The organism is Peptoanaerobacter stomatis (genome assembly GCF_000238095.2).
GTDB lineage: Bacteria > Bacillota > Clostridia > Peptostreptococcales > Filifactoraceae > Peptoanaerobacter > Peptoanaerobacter stomatis_A.
This window is the reverse complement of record NZ_JH815225.1, coordinates 432,523-448,932: the sequence shown is the minus strand read 5'-3', so window position 1 is coordinate 448,932 and position 16,410 is coordinate 432,523. Positions and strand designations below refer to the sequence as shown.

Here is a 16,410-nt window from a genome sequence, read left to right as displayed (position 1 = left end):
TATCTTAATTTATACTACTATCTAAAAATACAATTTGAACATTAAAATATAAATATACATTCAATTTCACATTTTTATTATGTGTATATTTAATTAGGTGATAATGTTAAATATGGTTTAGTAAGTATAAATCACATAATCAGGTGATAGCCTTAGAATATGCTTGATGAATCGTCACTTCCTGTATTATTGTTATTATTTGTATCTTCATAAGGTGCTTCAGGTGGTGGGGCTGTATCTTGCTGTTGTGTAGTATTTTGTTGAACAGGTTGCTGTTGAACATTTTGTTGTTGTGTAGTGTTATCATTATTATTTTGTGTATTATTGGTATTTTGAGTTTCTTGACTGTTATTTTGTTGTGAATTTTCACCGTTTTCATTGAATAATAATCCGTCTAACAATTGTTCTTGATCAGGATCTGTTCTTCTCATATCTATTACTTTTTGTTCTTCTTCTTTTTCCTTTTCTACATTCATAGTGGATGGAACTTGGAAAGGAACATTTTGTAAATTAAGTTCTTTATCTATACTGTTCATTACTTTTTTCCATATTGTTGCAGGCACGCTTGATGAATAATCAAGTGGAGTAGGTGTATCTGCACCTATCCATACACTTGCTGTATAATATGGTGTATAGCCTACAAAATAAACATCTTTTCTGGAATCTGTAGTTCCTGTTTTACCTGCTGAAGGCATATTATTAAGTATTGCACTTTTGGCAGAACCGTTTTTTACTACACCTTCCAACATATCTGTCATTCTATACGCATTTTCTTCATCTATCATTTCAAAAACATTAGGATTAAATTCATATATCAATTTATCATTTGCATCTACTATTTTTGTTATGAAAGATGGTTTTACCTGCTTACCCAAATTTGCAATGCCTGAGTATGCGGATGCCATTTCTAATGGAGTAACACCGTTTGTTATACCTCCTAATGCAAGAGATAAGTTTTCGTCATTGCTTACAGCATTTTGTGAGCTTCTTACAAGATGGTTGAAACCCATTTGTTCAAGATAATCGAGTGATCTGTTTACAGCTTTTATTCTTGTAGAGCCTAAAGTTTCAAGAGTTTTTACGGCAGCTACGTTTGATGATACTTCTAAAAGTTTTTTCATAGTAGCATTTCCATAATATACATTGTAAATATTACTTGGCCAATATCCGCCAGGCATAGAATCATCTTTTCTTGGCGAATCGTCTATTATTGTAGTAGGTCTCATACCGTCTTTAAGTGCCAGCAAATATACTGCAAGAGGTTTTATGGCTGAACCGGGTTGTCTTGGACTGTCAGTTCTGTCATATATATAATTACCGGCTTGTCCTCTACCGCCGATTAATGCTTTTACATAACCTGTTTTTTGATCTATTACGACCATAGCGCTTTGAGGCTGTATAACTCCATTATCATCAACAAATGAATTTGGAAAGTTTGAAGAATCTGCAAACTCATTTTCTAAAATTCTTTGTATTTTTGTATTAAGAGTAGAATATATTTTTAATCCGCCAAATTTTAATAAATTATTAGCTTTTTCTTCTGAGTTGCCAAGTTCTATTAATATTTTTACAGCTTCATTTTTTACTCTGTCATTGAAATATGATGATATACCGCTGTTATTTCTTGGAGGAAAGCTTATAATTATAGGAGTGTTAAGAGCTTCTTGATATTGTTCATTATTTATTGCTCCCAACTCCAGCATTTTTTTAAGAACAACTTTTTGTCTGTTTACTGAATCCGGATTCAGCTCGGCTTTTGTTACTACAAGTGAGCCGTTTTTTAATAACATATATTCATATTGGTCTATTTTTCCGCTATTTCTAAGTACAGAATAGACTTGTAAGTCATTTTCGGTAGGAGTATAAGAATTATTAGGCGGATATAACTTTAATTGCAAGTTTGATACGTCTTCGCCATAAGTTATCTCTTTCAATTTGTAAGGTATATATTTCGAAGGATATTGTGTTATACCGGCAATCATAGCAGATTCTGCGAGATTTAATTCAGATACTTCTTTGTTAAAATATGATTTTGCAGCGGCTTGTACGCCATGAACATTACTTCCTAAAAAGACAGTATTCAAATATGCATATAATATTTGTGTTTTGCTCAGTCTCTTTTCCATTTCTATGGCATATACTATGTCAGTAAGTTTTCTTGTAAAATTAGGATCAGAAGTAGTGAGAAGATTTTTAGAAAGCTGCATTGTAATGGTTGAGCCACCTTGTGCCAATGCTCCTACTTTTATATCATGCCACAACGCTCCAAACAATCTTTTGATATCAATACCGAAATGCTCGTAAAAACGTTCATCTTCTATTGATATAAAGGCTCTTTGTAATTGCATAGGTATATCTTCTATAGGAACTATAGTTCTATATACATTGCTTTGTACTTTTTCGGAAATATTACCCTCATCATCGTATATGAATGAAGTTTCCTGCAATAAAGAGTCTATATTTTGTGTTTTTACATCAGGAAAACCGTTAGCTAACGCTAAGTATCCTGCCATTAAAACTATACCGCCAAGTAATGAAATCAAGATTATGAATAAAAAGAAATACTTGAATATACTTTTTACCACACCTTTTTTTTGTTTACTCATTGTACCTCCTAAGAACTAATTATAGCTGACACTAATCTTATTTTTAAAAATTGTTAAATTATATTGTTTTATTGAAAACATATAATTACATTTTTATAGTATTAAGTTTAGTATATATTTAAAAAAGCTATAATAGTTAATGCCTATAATAATTATAAACATTTTTTTTGAAAAATTAGTTATTGCTTTCAAAATAAAAAATTTACTGTTATTAATATCCATTTTCTGATATACTACATCAAGAATTAAAAATGAATTTTAAATAATTATAATAAATTTATAAATTATGAAAGTTTTTAACTTTATAATTATATCACAAACAGTTATAATATATATATACTTATTTTTTATTTTATTAATTTGTAATATTTTATTATGGAGATAATATGGATTTAGGCAGTGAGTTTACGAGGTTAGAAATAGTAATAGGACAAGAAAAATTGAAAGAGCTTTCAAAAAAACATATAGCAGTTTTCGGGCTTGGCGGAGTAGGGGGATTTGCAGTCGAAAGCTTAGCAAGAAGTGCGATAGGAACTCTTACAATAGTTGATTATGATATAGTTGATGTAACCAATATAAATAGACAAATAATAGCTGACAGATTCAGCTTGGGTAAATATAAGACAGATTTGTTTGAAGAACGGCTTCTAAAAATAAATCCTAATATAAAAATAAATAAAATAACAAAAAAATATACAGAGCAAGAAAAAGATGAATTTTTTGCAGATTATGATTATATAGTTGATGCTATAGACATGGTTACAAGCAAAATAAGTCTTATAAAGACGGCATATGAAAAAAAATTTCCAATAATAAGCTCTATGGGAATGGGAAATAGACTTGATCCCAGTAAGATAAAAATAACTACTATAGATAAGACAAATATGTGTAAATTGGCAAAAGTTATGAGAAAAGAACTGAAGAGTTTGGGAATAACAGATTTAAAATGTGTATATTCATCGGAAGAAATTACAGTAAGTGAAAAAATATTAAACGGAAACAAGATGATAAACGGTTCAACTGCATTTGTACCGTCAGTAGCAGGTATTATGATAGCAAGCGAAGTTGTAAGAAGTTTTTTATAAAATTTAATATTGGAGTATAATATAATGGAAAATTCAGATGTATTAAAGATTTTATATGAAAATAAAGGAGAATTTGTATCTGGAGAAGAGATGGCAAACAGGTTTAATATATCAAGAGCTGCTTTATCAAAAAGGATAGCTAAGCTGAAAGACAAAGGAATAGAAATAGAGGCTGTCACTAACAAAGGATATAAACTCAAATTTTTATCAAACAATATATGCGAAGAGAATGCAAGTTTAGGTATTTTAGAAAATCAAGTTATAGGTAATACAATATTTGCTTTAGAAGAAGTAGATTCCACAAATGAATATGCAAAAAAAATAGCGAAAAACAATAAAACAGGTACAGTTGTTACTTCAAATTTGCAAACAAGAGGTAAGGGAAGGAGAGGCAGAGATTTTGCTTCTGAATACGGAGGATTGTATTTCAGCATAATATTAAAACCGAATGTAAGTATAGACAAAATACCGTTTTTGACACAGTTATCAGCTTGCAGCGTGTATAAAGCTATGGAAGAATTAAAAATAGGCACAAAAATAAAATGGCCGAACGATATAATACTAAACGATAAAAAGTTATGCGGTATATTGTGCGAAATGAGCTGTGAAATGGATTATGTAAGTTATGTTGTAGCGGGTATAGGAATAAATATTGCAAATGTTGAATTTGATGAAGATTTACAAAAAATAGCCACTACACTTGAAAAAGAAGGGCATTATATAAATAAATTAGACTTGTTTTGGAGAATTTTAAGACATTTTGATTATTTTTATCAAAAATTTGAAAAAAATGATTATAATGAAATGATTGACATACTTAGAAAAAATTCATCCATATTGGGTAAGAAAATATCTGTTATAAGTTTAGATGAAACAAGAAATGCAACAGCACTTGATATAGATGAAAAAGGATTCTTAAAAGTTCAATATGAAAACGGAGAAATAGAGTATCTAAACTACGGAGAAATAAGCATAAGAAACGTATAAAAATAAATTGTATAAAGGGGTATAAAATGAATTGGAATGAGATAAGTGTATCAACTACTACACAAGCAACGGAGATAATTTCAAATATATTTATAGAAATAGGCTCAAAAGGTGTTATGATAGAAGATCCAAGCGATTTTTATTATCAAACAAAAGATGAATTGGCGTGGGATTATATAGAAAAAGAAGTATTTGACTACGGTCACGAAGATGTAAAAATAATAGGATATTTTTCACAAGAGGAAGATATTGAGCAAAAGATAAATGACCTAAAAGAAAGATTGTTAAAATTAGGAGACATAGGTGTAGAATTAGGAACATTAAAAATATCAAAAAAAATAATATATCAAAAAAACTGGGAAAATGAATGGAAAAAATATTTTAAAACTCAAAAAATTTCTAAAAATATTGTAATAAAACCCTCTTGGGAAAACTATGAGAAACAAGCAGATGAAAAAATAATAGAAATAGATCCAGGTATGGCATTTGGAACAGGAACACATGAAACTACAAAGATGTGTATAAATGCAATAGAAAAATATATAAAACAGGAAGATATACTTATAGATATAGGTTGTGGAAGTGGTATACTTTCAATAGCAGGAGCGATTTTGGGAGCAAAAAAAGTGATTGCTGTCGACCTTGATAAATTGGCTGTAAAAATCAGCAAAGAAAATGTTGAGTTGAACAACTATCAAGATATAATAGAAGTAAGGCATGGGAATTTAACAGACGTAATAACTGAAAAAGCTGACATAATAGTTGCTAATATAATAGCAGATGCAATAGTTATGTTGTCTGAAAATATCAAGGATTTTATGAAAGAAGATGCATATTTCATATCATCAGGTATAATCAATGAAAAAGCTGATTATGTAAAAGAAAATTTGATAAAAAACGGATTTGAAATAATAGAACACAATAATGACAAAGAGTGGAATTGCATTGTGGCAAAAGTAAATAAAACAGATGTTTAAAGAGGTAGTGATGAACAGATTTTTTATAAATGAAATAGCAGATGAGATAAATAGTATCACAGACACAGAAGATATAAAACATATACAAAAAGTATTAAGATTGCAAAAAGATGATGAAATAGAGATAGTTGACTCAAATGCTAAAGAATATATAATGAAAATAAAAGATATAAAAAAAGATAAAATAGAACTTGTAAATTTTAAAGAAATCACTGCTAAAAGAGAAGCAGATATAAAAATAACTCTATATCAAGGAATACCAAAAAATCCTAAAATGGAATATATTTGTCAAAAACTTACAGAAGTAGGAGTACAAAAAATAGTTCCTGTAAAAATGGAAAGATGTGTATCTACAGATATAAATTATAACAAAATATCAAGATTGCAAAAAATAATACAAGAAGCGTCAAAACAATCAAAAAGATTGATAATCCCACAAATAACACCTCCTATAACTTTCGATGAACTTATAGAAGAATTAAAACAAAATGATAAAAATATCCTGTTTTATGAAGATGAAAAGAAAAAAAATATAAAAGATTTTTTGGAAAATAACAAGGATATAAAAACATTAGGTATAATAATAGGTCCTGAGGGAGGAATATCCATAGAAGAATTGGATATATTAAAAGATTACACAGATGTATTGACATTAGGAAATACAATATTAAGAACAGAAACAGCAGGCTTGGTAGCCACAAGCATATTGATATATGAATACGAGAATATAATTAAATAATCAGGAGAATTTATGACAAACAGAACGATTGCAACTTATACATTAGGTTGTAAAGTTAATCAGTATGAAACAAACGCAGTAGAAGAAGTTTTTACAGATAATGGATATACACTAATAGATTTTGAAGACAAAGCTGATATATATATAATAAATACTTGTACAGTAACATCAATGTCAGATAAAAAATCAAGGCAAGTTATAAGGCGTGCCAAAAAAAATAATAAAGATTCGGTAGTTGTTGTAATAGGGTGTTATGCACAAAATGAACCTGATGAAGTTATCAAGATACAAGATGTAAATTTGGTAATGGGAACTAAGGATAAGAATAAAATTTACGAAGAAGTGCAGAAGATAACAAATACAGATAAAATTGTAAAAGTTACAGATATAATGCAAGAAACAGAATTTGAAAATTTGAGTGTAAAAAATTATGCAAAAAATACAAGAGCATTTGTAAAAATACAAGACGGTTGCGACAGATATTGCACATACTGTATCATACCATATACAAGAGGCAAAGTAAGAAGCAGGAAATTGGAAGATATAATAAAAGAAGTTACGACTTTAGCTGAAAACGGATACAAAGAAGTCGTACTTACAGGAATACACGTTGCATCTTATGGAAAAGATTTTAAAAAGAAAGATATATATACAGGTCTTATACAAAATGAATTAAGCAGTGAAATAGAAAAAAACACTTATGAATTGCACACAAATGATAAAATTATAAAAAACGCTATAGATGTAAGTAATGAAGATGAAGTTATATACGGTAAAGAAATAAATCATCTCGATATAAACAGTAAAATCTCACTCATAGATGTAATAGAAGAAATATCTAAAATACAAAGCATAGAGCGAATAAGAACAAGTTCCGTAGAACCTCTTATAATAACAGATGATTTTTTGCAAAGAGTATCTAAAATAGAAAAATTTTGTCCTCATTTTCATCTGTCTCTTCAAAGTGGATGTGATGAAACTCTAAAACGTATGAATAGACGGTATACAACAAAAGAATATAAAGATGCAGTTGAAAAAATAAGAAAATATTTTGATAATCCGGCAATAACTACAGATATAATTACAGGTTTTCCATCTGAAACACAAGAAGAATTTGAAAAGACATATCAATATTTAAAAGAAATAAACTTATATGAGATGCATATATTTCCATTTTCAAGGCGTTCAGGAACAAAAGCCTATGATATGAAAAATCAGTTAGATAACAAAACAAAGCATGAGAGAAGCGAAATATTGATAAACTTAGCAAAACAAAACAAAGCAGAGTTTGAAAAAAATATGATAAATAAAATACAAAGCGTATTATTTGAGCAAAAAGTAGGAGATTACTACGAAGGTCATACAAAAAATTATGTAAAAATCTATGTAAAATCAGATAAAAATTTGTCAGGAAATATATTAAATATTCATATAAAAAAATTAGAAGATGAAAAGTTGATAGGTGAAATTGTATAGAGTTTATAAATAAGATATTCTTTAATAATTTTTTATAAGGACTTCACTAATCTTTATATACTTCAATTTTTTGTTCATTTAACCATTTTTAGCCAAGAAAATATTATTTTTAACAGTAGTTATAAATATTTTTTATTATAGAATAACTACTGTTCAATGCTATTATCAAGAGGTGTTTATTTGACTTTTAATATAAAATGGTGTATAATACATTTTATATATTAAATATATACAAAAATTGTTTAGTTTAAAAGTTTAAAGATAAACATTAAATAACCTGTAAATGTGGTAAGACTATGATTTGGTCAATTATTATTGGAAGGTTTATTAGATATTCATATTTAGCTCAAGCGCCGTTTATATATGATAGCATTAATGGTATTATTCTATCTTAGGTGCAGTAATTGTTGTTAATGTTATCGTTTTTCTTTTGAAAAAAGAATAAACAATCTTTTTTCAAATAATATATTTAAAAATAAAAAATAATTTTAAATGAAGGGAGTTATAATTATGTCAATTGAAGAAAAAATGGACCAAGCTAAAGGTGCAGTAAAAGAAGGCGTAGGTAAGTTAACTGGTGATAAAAAAATGGAAAAAGAAGGGGCTGCAGAAAAAGCAACTGCAAAAGTTAAAGAAGTAGCTGAAGATGTTAAAGATGCTATAGAAGGAACAATTGATGGTGTCAAAAACATTGTAAACAAAGATAAAGAATAACTTCAAAATCTTTTTCATGCGTGATAACAAATACTTTATATTTTATCATTAAATAGTAAGTCGAAATGATAGGATACTCCATAAGTAGACAAGGTAAATAACCAAAACTACTTATGGAGGTTTTTTTATATGCGGATATACTATAATTTAATCTACATTAAAAAACCACCGGAAATATTACCGGTGGTGATTTTAACTACTATTCAGCTATTTTGTAAACACTTACTTTTTTTCTGAACTTATCTTTTCTTTCAAATTTTACTACACCTTCAACAAGTGCAAATAATGTATCATCTTTACCTATACCTACATTGTTTCCGGGATGTATTTTTGTTCCTCTTTGTCTTACCAATATTGAACCGGCAGTAACTGCTTGTCCGTCGCCTGTTTTTACTCCCAATCTTTGAGCTCTTGAATCTCTACCGTTTTTAGAAGATCCAACCCCTTTTTTACTGGCAAACAACTGGAGATTAATTCTTAACATTTTCTAAACCCCCTTTTTTTCTTTAAAAATTATATATTTTCTGTACTGTTTTGATAAATCTTTAAGATTTATATCGAGTACATCTGCAAGAGTTTGCATTTTAATAAGCTGTATATCAGTAAGGTTATCAGGAATATCTATTTCTAAATTTCCATTATTGCTAATAGAGAAAAAATCTTCTCTAAAATCAAGTGCCTTTATCATGGCATTTACGATGCTTTGTGATAATACTGATACAGCGCAACACACCAAATCATTACCATACTTTGCGCTTTGTGCATGACCTTTAATAGATATGTGCTTGATGTTATCATCAAGTTTAGTAATCTCTATATTTATCATTGTACTATGCTTGTATAGATTGAATTTCTAATTCAGTAAATGGTTGTCTGTGTCCTTTTTTGTTTCTGTAATCTTTTTTAGCCTTGTATTTGAAAACTATTATTTTTTTGCCTTTTCCATGAGATAAAACTTTAGCAGTTACTTTTCCGGCAGCTACTCCTGTTTTTACATCTCCGTTATCAGATACAGCTACTACTTCTACATTAACAGTATCACCTTCAGCGGCATTTAGCTTTTCAACTAATATCTTGTCGCCTTGCTCTACCATATACTGTTTACCACCTGTTTTGATTATAGCGTACATTTTTACACCTCCTGTTTTTTCAAGTCTCGCCATTTGAGGTTTGTATAAATACAATTAATAACCTTTTTATGAGCGGAAATATACTTGTATAAAATAACACAAATATATTTATGTGTCAAGTTGTTTTGTAATTTATTTTTTATTTGGCAATTCATATAACTTTATTTGTTTAAAAATTTAATTACATTTTATGCTTTTTGCTGTTTATTTATCTGAAATTTGTGTTATAATGATAAAAATAGGTAAAAGAGATTCAGAAAGGATATTTTTCTCATGAAAATTAATAAACTAAGATTTTTATTGTCAATAATAATTATATCATCTCTTTCAAATGTTTCATATGCTAATAGTGATATAAGCAATATAATTTTTATTGAAGAAAATAATGTAAAAATAGATGATATACTTGAAAATACAAGTACAATAGCAATTAATCCGGTAACAGTTAATTCGATAGATGAAAGTGCAAAGAAAGATATAGATAAATTTATAGAACAGGCTATTGCAAATGCAATGAAGGAAGAAGAGAAAAAATTATCTGCTGAAAAATCTGCCAAAGAAAAAGCGGATAAAGAAAAATCAGAATTAAAAGCTGCTGAATTAAAAGTAAAAAACGACAACTATAGTATTTCAGCGTCTGATTATTCGGATATGGGTAATTTTGCAAAAACTTTACTTGATATTCCTTATGTTTATGGGGGAAGTACGCTTAAAGGTTTTGACTGTTCCGGTTTTGTAAAGTATGTGTATGCTAAATTTAATATAACTATACCTCGTACAACTTATACTCAGATAAAATTGGGCAAATCTGTGAATATGAACGATATAAAAGAATATGACTTGATATTTTTTGATACAAGGTCAAAGGAAAAATTGACTGTTGCCAAGACAATAGATGATAAAACTTTGGCGTTTGAAGATATAATTATAAATGAATCTGATGTTTCTAAATCTGATTTAAAACTTAAACCTACTGAACCTACACATGTAGGTATATATATCGGAGAAGGTAAGTTTATACATGCGTCTTCATCTAAGAAAAAAATAGTTATTGAAGATATAAAAGGACCTTATTTCAAAGACAGAATAGTAGATATAAAAAGATATATTTAGGCATAAGGATTATAAAAAGCAGTATTTATATTTTATATTGAATTTATGAAAATTACAGTTATTTTCTTTAGAAAACTTTATTGTAAGGAGATATTATTTTATTATGTCAGAAGTTCAAAACATCATAATATTGATAATTTTGATTTCTTTTTCAGCTTTTTTTTCAGCATCGGAAACGGCGCTTATAAATATGAACAAGATAAGACTTAAACATCTTGTTAAAGAAAATGTTAAAAATGCTGATATTTTGGAAAATTTATATGTTGACAGTGATAAATTGCTCGGTGCTATACTAATTGGGAATAACCTTGTGAATGTAGCTGCGTCATCTATTGCAACTACAATTGCTACAAATAAATTTTCAAACGCCGGTCTTGGTGTAGCAGTTGGTTTTACTACTTTTGTAATTCTTGTTTTTGGAGAGATAACACCGAAGAACTATGCTCTTGAAAATTCAGAAAAAATATCATTGAAAATAGCACCCATAATAAATTTTTTGGTAAAATTTTTTACTCCTGTGTTATTTATACTCACAAATATATCAGGTTTAATATCAAAACTGTTGGGCTCGGACAAATTTGCAGAGCAACCTTTTATAACACAAGATGAATTGAAAACAATAGTAGATGTATCGAGTAAAGAGGGCATATTGGAACTTCGCGAAACTGAAATGATACAAAATATTTTTGAGTTTAAAGACTTGACTATTGAAGATATAATGATACAAAGAAGAGATATAGTAGCTATTGAACATGATACAACATATGACGAAATAATAACTGTTTTTAAAGAAAAAAAACTTTCAAGGCTTCCTGTATATAAAGACACAATTGATGAAATCATAGGATTTTTGTATGCAAAAGATTTATTTTTTGCAGTAAGTGAAGAAAAAGACTTTGATATTGACAGCATTATGAGAAAGCCTGTTTTTGTTAATGAATTTGTCAAAATATCAGATTTTTTCAAAAAAATGCAACAAAACAAAACCCATATAGCCATCGTTTTGGATGAGTATGGCGGAGTGGCAGGAATAGTTACAATGGAAGATGTAATTGAAGAAATAGTCGGAGATATATATGATGAATATGACAACACTGATGAAGAGATAAAAAAAGTAAAAGATGGCGGATATATAATAAATGCAAATGCAAAACTCACAGATATTGAAGAGGCTATAGGAATACAATTAAAATCTGAAGATTATGAATCACTCGGAGGATATATCATAGATAAACTTGGTGAAATACCTACACAAGGACAAATTTTAGAAGAAGATGACTGGAAGTTTATAATAATAAGTATGGACAAAAATAGAATAAATAAAGTAAAGATGCTCAATACTAAAAATCTTTTAAAATAAAAAAACAGTATAATATATAGAGTGTAGAAAAATATATATTAAACTTAGAAACTTAAATAAAGAACAAATAACAAAAAATAAGATACGAGAATTAAAGCAACAAATCTAAAATTACAAGGTAATAAGAAAAAGAGAAATATCCGAAAAATTGGACATATTAAGTATCAAAAATATTTGCTCTTATGAAAAATTATAAATAAAATCCGGTATATTTGACAGGTTATAATAAAAATAACATTTTTCAGGGAGAATTATAATGAATGATTTTGTTTTAGTTTCAGTGAAATTATTAATTGGATTTTTGGCATTAATAGCAATTATAAATCTGAGCGGAAAAGGAAATCTATCGCCAACTTCGGCAAGTGACCAAATTCAAAACTATGTCTTAGGTGGAATAATAGGTGGTGTAATATATAACAGAAATATTCGTATATTAGAATATCTTATGATTCTTTTTATATGGCTGGCGCTCGTTTTATGTTTTAAATGGATAAAAACTCATAATGTAAGAGCAAAACAGATACTTGACGGAAAAGCACTTATTATCATTAATGATGGAAAAATAAACATAGAGAATTGTAAAAAAGCCGGACTTAGTGCACATGATGTCGCATTTCGTTTAAGAACGAATAATATTTATTCAGTAACTAAAGTAAAAAGGGCTATAGTAGAACAAAACGGACAGTTTATAATCATAACTTATGGAGAGGAAAATCCGAAATTTCCATTAATCACAGATGGGCAATTGCAAGGCGATATTCTTGGTATAATAGGAAAAACAGAAGAATGGTTGCTGGAAGAAATGAAAAAAAGAGGATTTAATCAATATTCGGAAATTTTTTTAGGCGAATATGTAAATGGCACGTTGGTATTCGTGTCTTATTAATACCGGTTTAACTAAAAAATATGTTACCAATATTATAAATAAAGGATTTATAATATATCCTGTATATTTATGATAAATTTTGATGTACTATAAATATAAATTTTATTGAATTTAGAAATTAGCACTTATTTTAAATAGTGTTTAATATAAAAATATAAATGATTAACTTAATTTTAAGAGGATAATAAATTATGAATGTTGAAGATAGATTTTTAAAATATGTAAAATTTGATACTAAATCAGATCCAAATAACGAAAACTGTCCCTCAAGTGATAAGCAGTTTGTATTAGCTAATTATATAAAAGAGGAGCTTTTATCTATTGGACTTAATGATGTAACTCTTGATAAAAATTGCTATGTTATGGCTACATTACCTACTAATATTAAAGATAAAAAAGTAAAAACTATAGGATTTATATCACATATGGACACATCTCCGGCTTTGAGTGGAGAAAATGTGAATCCGCAAATTGTAAAAAATTATGATGGAAAAGATATAAGATTAAATGATGAATTTTCAATAAAAGTGGATGATTTTCCTGAAATAAGGAATTATATAGGTCAAGATATAATTACGACAGACGGAAGTACTCTTTTGGGAGCAGATGATAAAGCGGGAATTGCCGAAATAATAACAGCAATAGAATACCTTAAAAACAATGATGAGATAAAAAGACCTAATATAAGAATAGGCTTTACACCTGATGAAGAAATAGGAAGAGGTGCTGATAAATTTGATGTTAAAAAATTTGGAGCAGATTTTGCATATACAATAGATGGTGGATATATAGGTGAATTACAATATGAAAACTTTAATGCAGCTTATGCAAAGATAACTGTTCAAGGAAGAAACGTACATCCGGGTTCTGCAAAGGATAAAATGATAAATGCCATACTTCTTGCCATAAGATTGAATGATATGTTGCCTAAAGACGAAATACCGGCAAAATCTGAAAAATATCAAGGTTTTTATCATATATGCGACTTCAACGGCAATGAAGAGAAATGTGAAATGTATTATATTATCAGAAATTTTGACAGAACTGAGTTTGAAAGTAAAAAACAATATTTACTTGACTGTATAAAAAAATTAAATGATGAATTTGGCGAAGATAGAATAAAAATACAGATGAAAGACCAATATTACAATATGAAAGAAAAAATTGAGCCTGTTATGTATATAATTGATAAAGCTAAAACGGCTATGGAAAAAGCTGGAGTAAAACCGCTTATAATACCTATAAGAGGAGGTACAGACGGTTCAAAATTGTCTTTTGACGGATTACCTTGCCCTAACATATTTACAGGAGGTCATAATTTCCACGGAAGGTACGAGTATATTCCTATAAATTCAATGAAAAAAGCTGTAGATGTGATAGTTAATATTGCGAAAGAATTTTCTGAAGATGAATGATATTATTGAATTTATATTTGAATAATTATTTATTCAATAAAAATAAATAACAGATGTATAATTACAACAAAATTAATGTACCGGAATTGCAAAGATGTGGCAAAATTATTTTGTTAAATTTTAGATAATATTTAAAACAAAATGTTAAATTATTTTTTAAATGATGCAATCTTGGGTATATTATAAATAAATTAAATTGATTTTTTTTCGACATAGTAATTTAAAGAGGAGTGATTTTTATGAAAAAAATATTAGTTCCGATCGACGGTTCAAAGCATTCTTTTAAAGCCTTAGACAAAGCTAAATTGCTTGCAGAAGCGTTTAACAGTGAAGTTATAGTAATGAATGTAGTATCTGATTTAATTGCTGTAAATGTTGATTATAAAATTGATATAATTAGTCAAAATATAGCTATGGGAGAACAGTTGCTTGATAGTGTTAAAGAATCTTTTAAAGATTCTTCCATAAAGCTTACAACCTTATATAAAGTGGGAGACGTTGCAAAAGAAATAGTTGAAAAAGCTGAAAAAGATGACGTCGATTTAATAGTTATGGGAAGTAGAGGACTTGGAGTAATATCAAGAACTTTTTTAGGCAGTATATCACATAAAGTTATAAACAACACAGACAAATCTGTCCTTGTTGTAAAATAAATACTTATTTTGTTATTTACTGTAATTATAGTTTACAGTAGTATATATTTAAAAAATAGAGAAGAATTTTCTCATTACACAAACTGGAGGTATAAATTAGTATGAAAGTTGCAATTAACGGTTTTGGAAGAATAGGAAGACTTGCTTTTAGAAGAATTCAAAATGTGGAGGGTATAGAAGTAGTTGCTATAAATGACCTTACTGATAACAAAATGCTTGCTCACTTATTAAAATACGACTCTACTCAAGGAAGATTTAACGGTACAGTTGATTACACAGATGATAAATTTATAGTAAACGGAAAAGAAATCAAGACTTATGAACAAGCTGATCCTGCACAATTACCTTGGAAAGAATTAGGTGTAGATGTTGTGCTTGAATGCACAGGATTTTTTACAGATGCAAAAAAAGCACAAGCTCACATAGATGCAGGCGCTAAAAAGGTTCTTATATCTGCACCGGCAACAGGAGATGTAAAAACTGTAGTATATAATGTAAATCATAATATACTTGATGGAAGTGAAACAATAGTTTCAGGTGCATCTTGTACTACAAATTGCCTTGCTCCAATGGCGAAAGTGTTAAATGATAAATTCGGTATAGTTCAAGGTATAATGACTACTATACACGCATATACAGGAGATCAAAATACTCTTGATGCACCTCATAGAAAAGGTGATTTAAGAAGAGCAAGAGCTGCTGCTGTTAATATAGTGCCAAATTCAACAGGAGCTGCAAAAGCTATAGGTCTTGTTATTCCGGAACTTAAAGGAAAACTTGACGGAGCAGCACAAAGAGTATCAGTACCTACAGGCTCTGTTACAGAATTGGTAACTGTACTTTCTAAACAAGTTACAGTAGATGAAATCAATGCTGCAATGAAGGCTGCTGCAAATGAGTCTTTCGGATATACTGAAGATGAAATAGTATCATCTGACGTTATAGGTATAACAGAAGGTTCATTATTTGACGCAACACAAACAAAAATAGTTACAGTTGACGGAAAACAATTAGTAAAAACAGTTGCTTGGTATGACAACGAGATGTCTTACACTTGCCAATTGGTAAGAACATTACAACTTTTAGGAAAATAATTTATATCCAAATTTAATTTACACAAATATGCCATTTGAAGATAATCAAATGGCATATTGATTGGTACTGAAAATTAAAATATCTATATTCAATTTTCTGCTAATCTTTTTTATTAGAGAGATTTTAATAAGTAGATGTTTTTATCTGTTTAATGACAACATACTGATTAATATA

General features: G+C 28.5%; 16 protein-coding genes. 12 read left to right on the top strand and 4 right to left on the bottom strand.

The window, feature by feature from the left end:
- Positions 1-152 precede the first annotated feature (152 nt).
- Positions 153-2,606: a transglycosylase domain-containing protein gene (locus HMPREF9630_RS01915; RefSeq protein WP_009526855.1), complete on the bottom strand. Its 2,454-nt coding sequence runs from the start codon at positions 2,604-2,606 to the stop codon at positions 153-155.
- Positions 2,607-2,992: 386 nt separating this feature from the next.
- On the opposite strand from HMPREF9630_RS01915, the gene HMPREF9630_RS01910 reads away from it, so the two are divergent.
- The 6 genes from HMPREF9630_RS01910 (at position 2,993) to HMPREF9630_RS01885 (ending at position 8,584) form a co-directional block, all read left to right on the top strand.
- Positions 2,993-3,691 (top strand): tRNA threonylcarbamoyladenosine dehydratase, encoded by a 699-nt coding sequence (locus HMPREF9630_RS01910; RefSeq protein ID WP_009526854.1) that lies wholly within the window; start codon positions 2,993-2,995, stop codon positions 3,689-3,691.
- A 24-nt stretch (positions 3,692-3,715) separates the two neighbouring features.
- On the top strand, positions 3,716-4,678 hold the full coding sequence (locus HMPREF9630_RS01905; RefSeq protein WP_009526853.1) for a biotin--[acetyl-CoA-carboxylase] ligase: 963 nt from the start codon (positions 3,716-3,718) through the stop codon (positions 4,676-4,678).
- Positions 4,679-4,704: 26 nt separating this feature from the next.
- Positions 4,705-5,655, top strand: coding sequence for a 50S ribosomal protein L11 methyltransferase (gene prmA, locus HMPREF9630_RS01900; RefSeq protein WP_009526852.1), 951 nt, complete (start codon positions 4,705-4,707; stop codon positions 5,653-5,655).
- Positions 5,656-5,665: 10 nt separating this feature from the next.
- A complete protein-coding gene (locus tag HMPREF9630_RS01895) occupies positions 5,666-6,394 on the top strand; it encodes an RsmE family RNA methyltransferase (RefSeq protein WP_009526851.1) in 729 nt (242 codons plus the stop codon).
- A 12-nt stretch (positions 6,395-6,406) separates the two neighbouring features.
- Entirely contained in the window at positions 6,407-7,870 is a 1,464-nt protein-coding gene (locus HMPREF9630_RS01890; protein ID WP_009526850.1) for a MiaB/RimO family radical SAM methylthiotransferase, read from the top strand.
- A gap of 510 nt (positions 7,871-8,380) precedes the next feature.
- Positions 8,381-8,584, top strand: a complete 204-nt coding sequence (locus tag HMPREF9630_RS01885) for a CsbD family protein (protein WP_009526849.1) — start codon at positions 8,381-8,383, stop codon at positions 8,582-8,584.
- A gap of 199 nt (positions 8,585-8,783) precedes the next feature.
- On the opposite strand, the gene rpmA is transcribed toward HMPREF9630_RS01885, so the two are convergent.
- From rpmA to rplU, 3 genes are read right to left on the bottom strand one after another with little or no spacing between them, the layout of a single operon-like run.
- Positions 8,784-9,068 (bottom strand): 50S ribosomal protein L27, encoded by a 285-nt coding sequence (rpmA, locus tag HMPREF9630_RS01880; RefSeq protein WP_009526848.1) that lies wholly within the window; start codon positions 9,066-9,068, stop codon positions 8,784-8,786.
- A 3-nt stretch (positions 9,069-9,071) separates the two neighbouring features.
- Positions 9,072-9,410, bottom strand: coding sequence for a ribosomal-processing cysteine protease Prp (locus HMPREF9630_RS01875; RefSeq protein ID WP_009526847.1), 339 nt, complete (start codon positions 9,408-9,410; stop codon positions 9,072-9,074).
- A 4-nt stretch (positions 9,411-9,414) separates the two neighbouring features.
- Positions 9,415-9,714: a 50S ribosomal protein L21 gene (gene rplU / locus HMPREF9630_RS01870; protein ID WP_009526846.1), complete on the bottom strand. Its 300-nt coding sequence runs from the start codon at positions 9,712-9,714 to the stop codon at positions 9,415-9,417.
- Positions 9,715-9,987: 273 nt separating this feature from the next.
- Here rplU and HMPREF9630_RS01865 point away from each other — a divergent pair, with 273 nt between their 5' ends.
- The 6 genes from HMPREF9630_RS01865 to gap all read left to right on the top strand — a co-directional run bounded on the left by HMPREF9630_RS01865 (position 9,988) and on the right by gap (position 16,235).
- Positions 9,988-10,827: a C40 family peptidase gene (locus HMPREF9630_RS01865; protein ID WP_009526845.1), complete on the top strand. Its 840-nt coding sequence runs from the start codon at positions 9,988-9,990 to the stop codon at positions 10,825-10,827.
- 103 nt (positions 10,828-10,930) lie between these two features.
- Positions 10,931-12,187, top strand: coding sequence for an HlyC/CorC family transporter (locus HMPREF9630_RS01860; protein WP_009526844.1), 1,257 nt, complete (start codon positions 10,931-10,933; stop codon positions 12,185-12,187).
- Positions 12,188-12,443: 256 nt separating this feature from the next.
- On the top strand, positions 12,444-13,073 hold the full coding sequence (locus HMPREF9630_RS01855; protein WP_009526843.1) for a DUF421 domain-containing protein: 630 nt from the start codon (positions 12,444-12,446) through the stop codon (positions 13,071-13,073).
- Positions 13,074-13,264: 191 nt separating this feature from the next.
- A complete protein-coding gene (gene pepT, locus HMPREF9630_RS01850; protein ID WP_009526842.1) occupies positions 13,265-14,488 on the top strand; it encodes a peptidase T in 1,224 nt (407 codons plus the stop codon).
- 239 nt (positions 14,489-14,727) lie between these two features.
- Complete coding sequence (locus tag HMPREF9630_RS01845) at positions 14,728-15,141, top strand: universal stress protein (protein WP_009526841.1); 414 nt, start codon at positions 14,728-14,730, stop codon at positions 15,139-15,141.
- A 101-nt stretch (positions 15,142-15,242) separates the two neighbouring features.
- Entirely contained in the window at positions 15,243-16,235 is a 993-nt protein-coding gene (gene gap, locus HMPREF9630_RS01840; protein WP_009526840.1) for a type I glyceraldehyde-3-phosphate dehydrogenase, read from the top strand.
- Positions 16,236-16,410 lie beyond the last annotated feature (175 nt).

What these genes read in the sequence shown, in the direction of transcription:
- HMPREF9630_RS01905 (WP_009526853.1), top strand. Translation starts at nt 3,716, where the DNA reads ATGGAAAATTCAGATGTATTAAAGATTTTATATGAAAATAAAGGAGAA.
- prmA (WP_009526852.1), top strand. Translation starts at nt 4,705, where the DNA reads ATGAATTGGAATGAGATAAGTGTATCAACTACTACACAAGCAACGGAG.
- rplU (WP_009526846.1), bottom strand. Translation starts at nt 9,714, where the DNA reads ATGTACGCTATAATCAAAACAGGTGGTAAACAGTATATGGTAGAGCAA.
- HMPREF9630_RS01910 (WP_009526854.1), top strand. Translation starts at nt 2,993, where the DNA reads ATGGATTTAGGCAGTGAGTTTACGAGGTTAGAAATAGTAATAGGACAA.
- HMPREF9630_RS01895 (WP_009526851.1), top strand. Translation starts at nt 5,666, where the DNA reads ATGAACAGATTTTTTATAAATGAAATAGCAGATGAGATAAATAGTATC.
- HMPREF9630_RS01885 (WP_009526849.1), top strand. Translation starts at nt 8,381, where the DNA reads ATGTCAATTGAAGAAAAAATGGACCAAGCTAAAGGTGCAGTAAAAGAA.
- HMPREF9630_RS01855 (WP_009526843.1), top strand. Translation starts at nt 12,444, where the DNA reads ATGAATGATTTTGTTTTAGTTTCAGTGAAATTATTAATTGGATTTTTG.
- HMPREF9630_RS01890 (WP_009526850.1), top strand. Translation starts at nt 6,407, where the DNA reads ATGACAAACAGAACGATTGCAACTTATACATTAGGTTGTAAAGTTAAT.
- gap (WP_009526840.1), top strand. Translation starts at nt 15,243, where the DNA reads ATGAAAGTTGCAATTAACGGTTTTGGAAGAATAGGAAGACTTGCTTTT.
- pepT (WP_009526842.1), top strand. Translation starts at nt 13,265, where the DNA reads ATGAATGTTGAAGATAGATTTTTAAAATATGTAAAATTTGATACTAAA.
- HMPREF9630_RS01860 (WP_009526844.1), top strand. Translation starts at nt 10,931, where the DNA reads ATGTCAGAAGTTCAAAACATCATAATATTGATAATTTTGATTTCTTTT.
- HMPREF9630_RS01845 (WP_009526841.1), top strand. Translation starts at nt 14,728, where the DNA reads ATGAAAAAAATATTAGTTCCGATCGACGGTTCAAAGCATTCTTTTAAA.
- rpmA (WP_009526848.1), bottom strand. Translation starts at nt 9,068, where the DNA reads ATGTTAAGAATTAATCTCCAGTTGTTTGCCAGTAAAAAAGGGGTTGGA.
- HMPREF9630_RS01865 (WP_009526845.1), top strand. Translation starts at nt 9,988, where the DNA reads ATGAAAATTAATAAACTAAGATTTTTATTGTCAATAATAATTATATCA.
- HMPREF9630_RS01875 (WP_009526847.1), bottom strand. Translation starts at nt 9,410, where the DNA reads ATGATAAATATAGAGATTACTAAACTTGATGATAACATCAAGCACATA.
- HMPREF9630_RS01915 (WP_009526855.1), bottom strand. Translation starts at nt 2,606, where the DNA reads ATGAGTAAACAAAAAAAAGGTGTGGTAAAAAGTATATTCAAGTATTTC.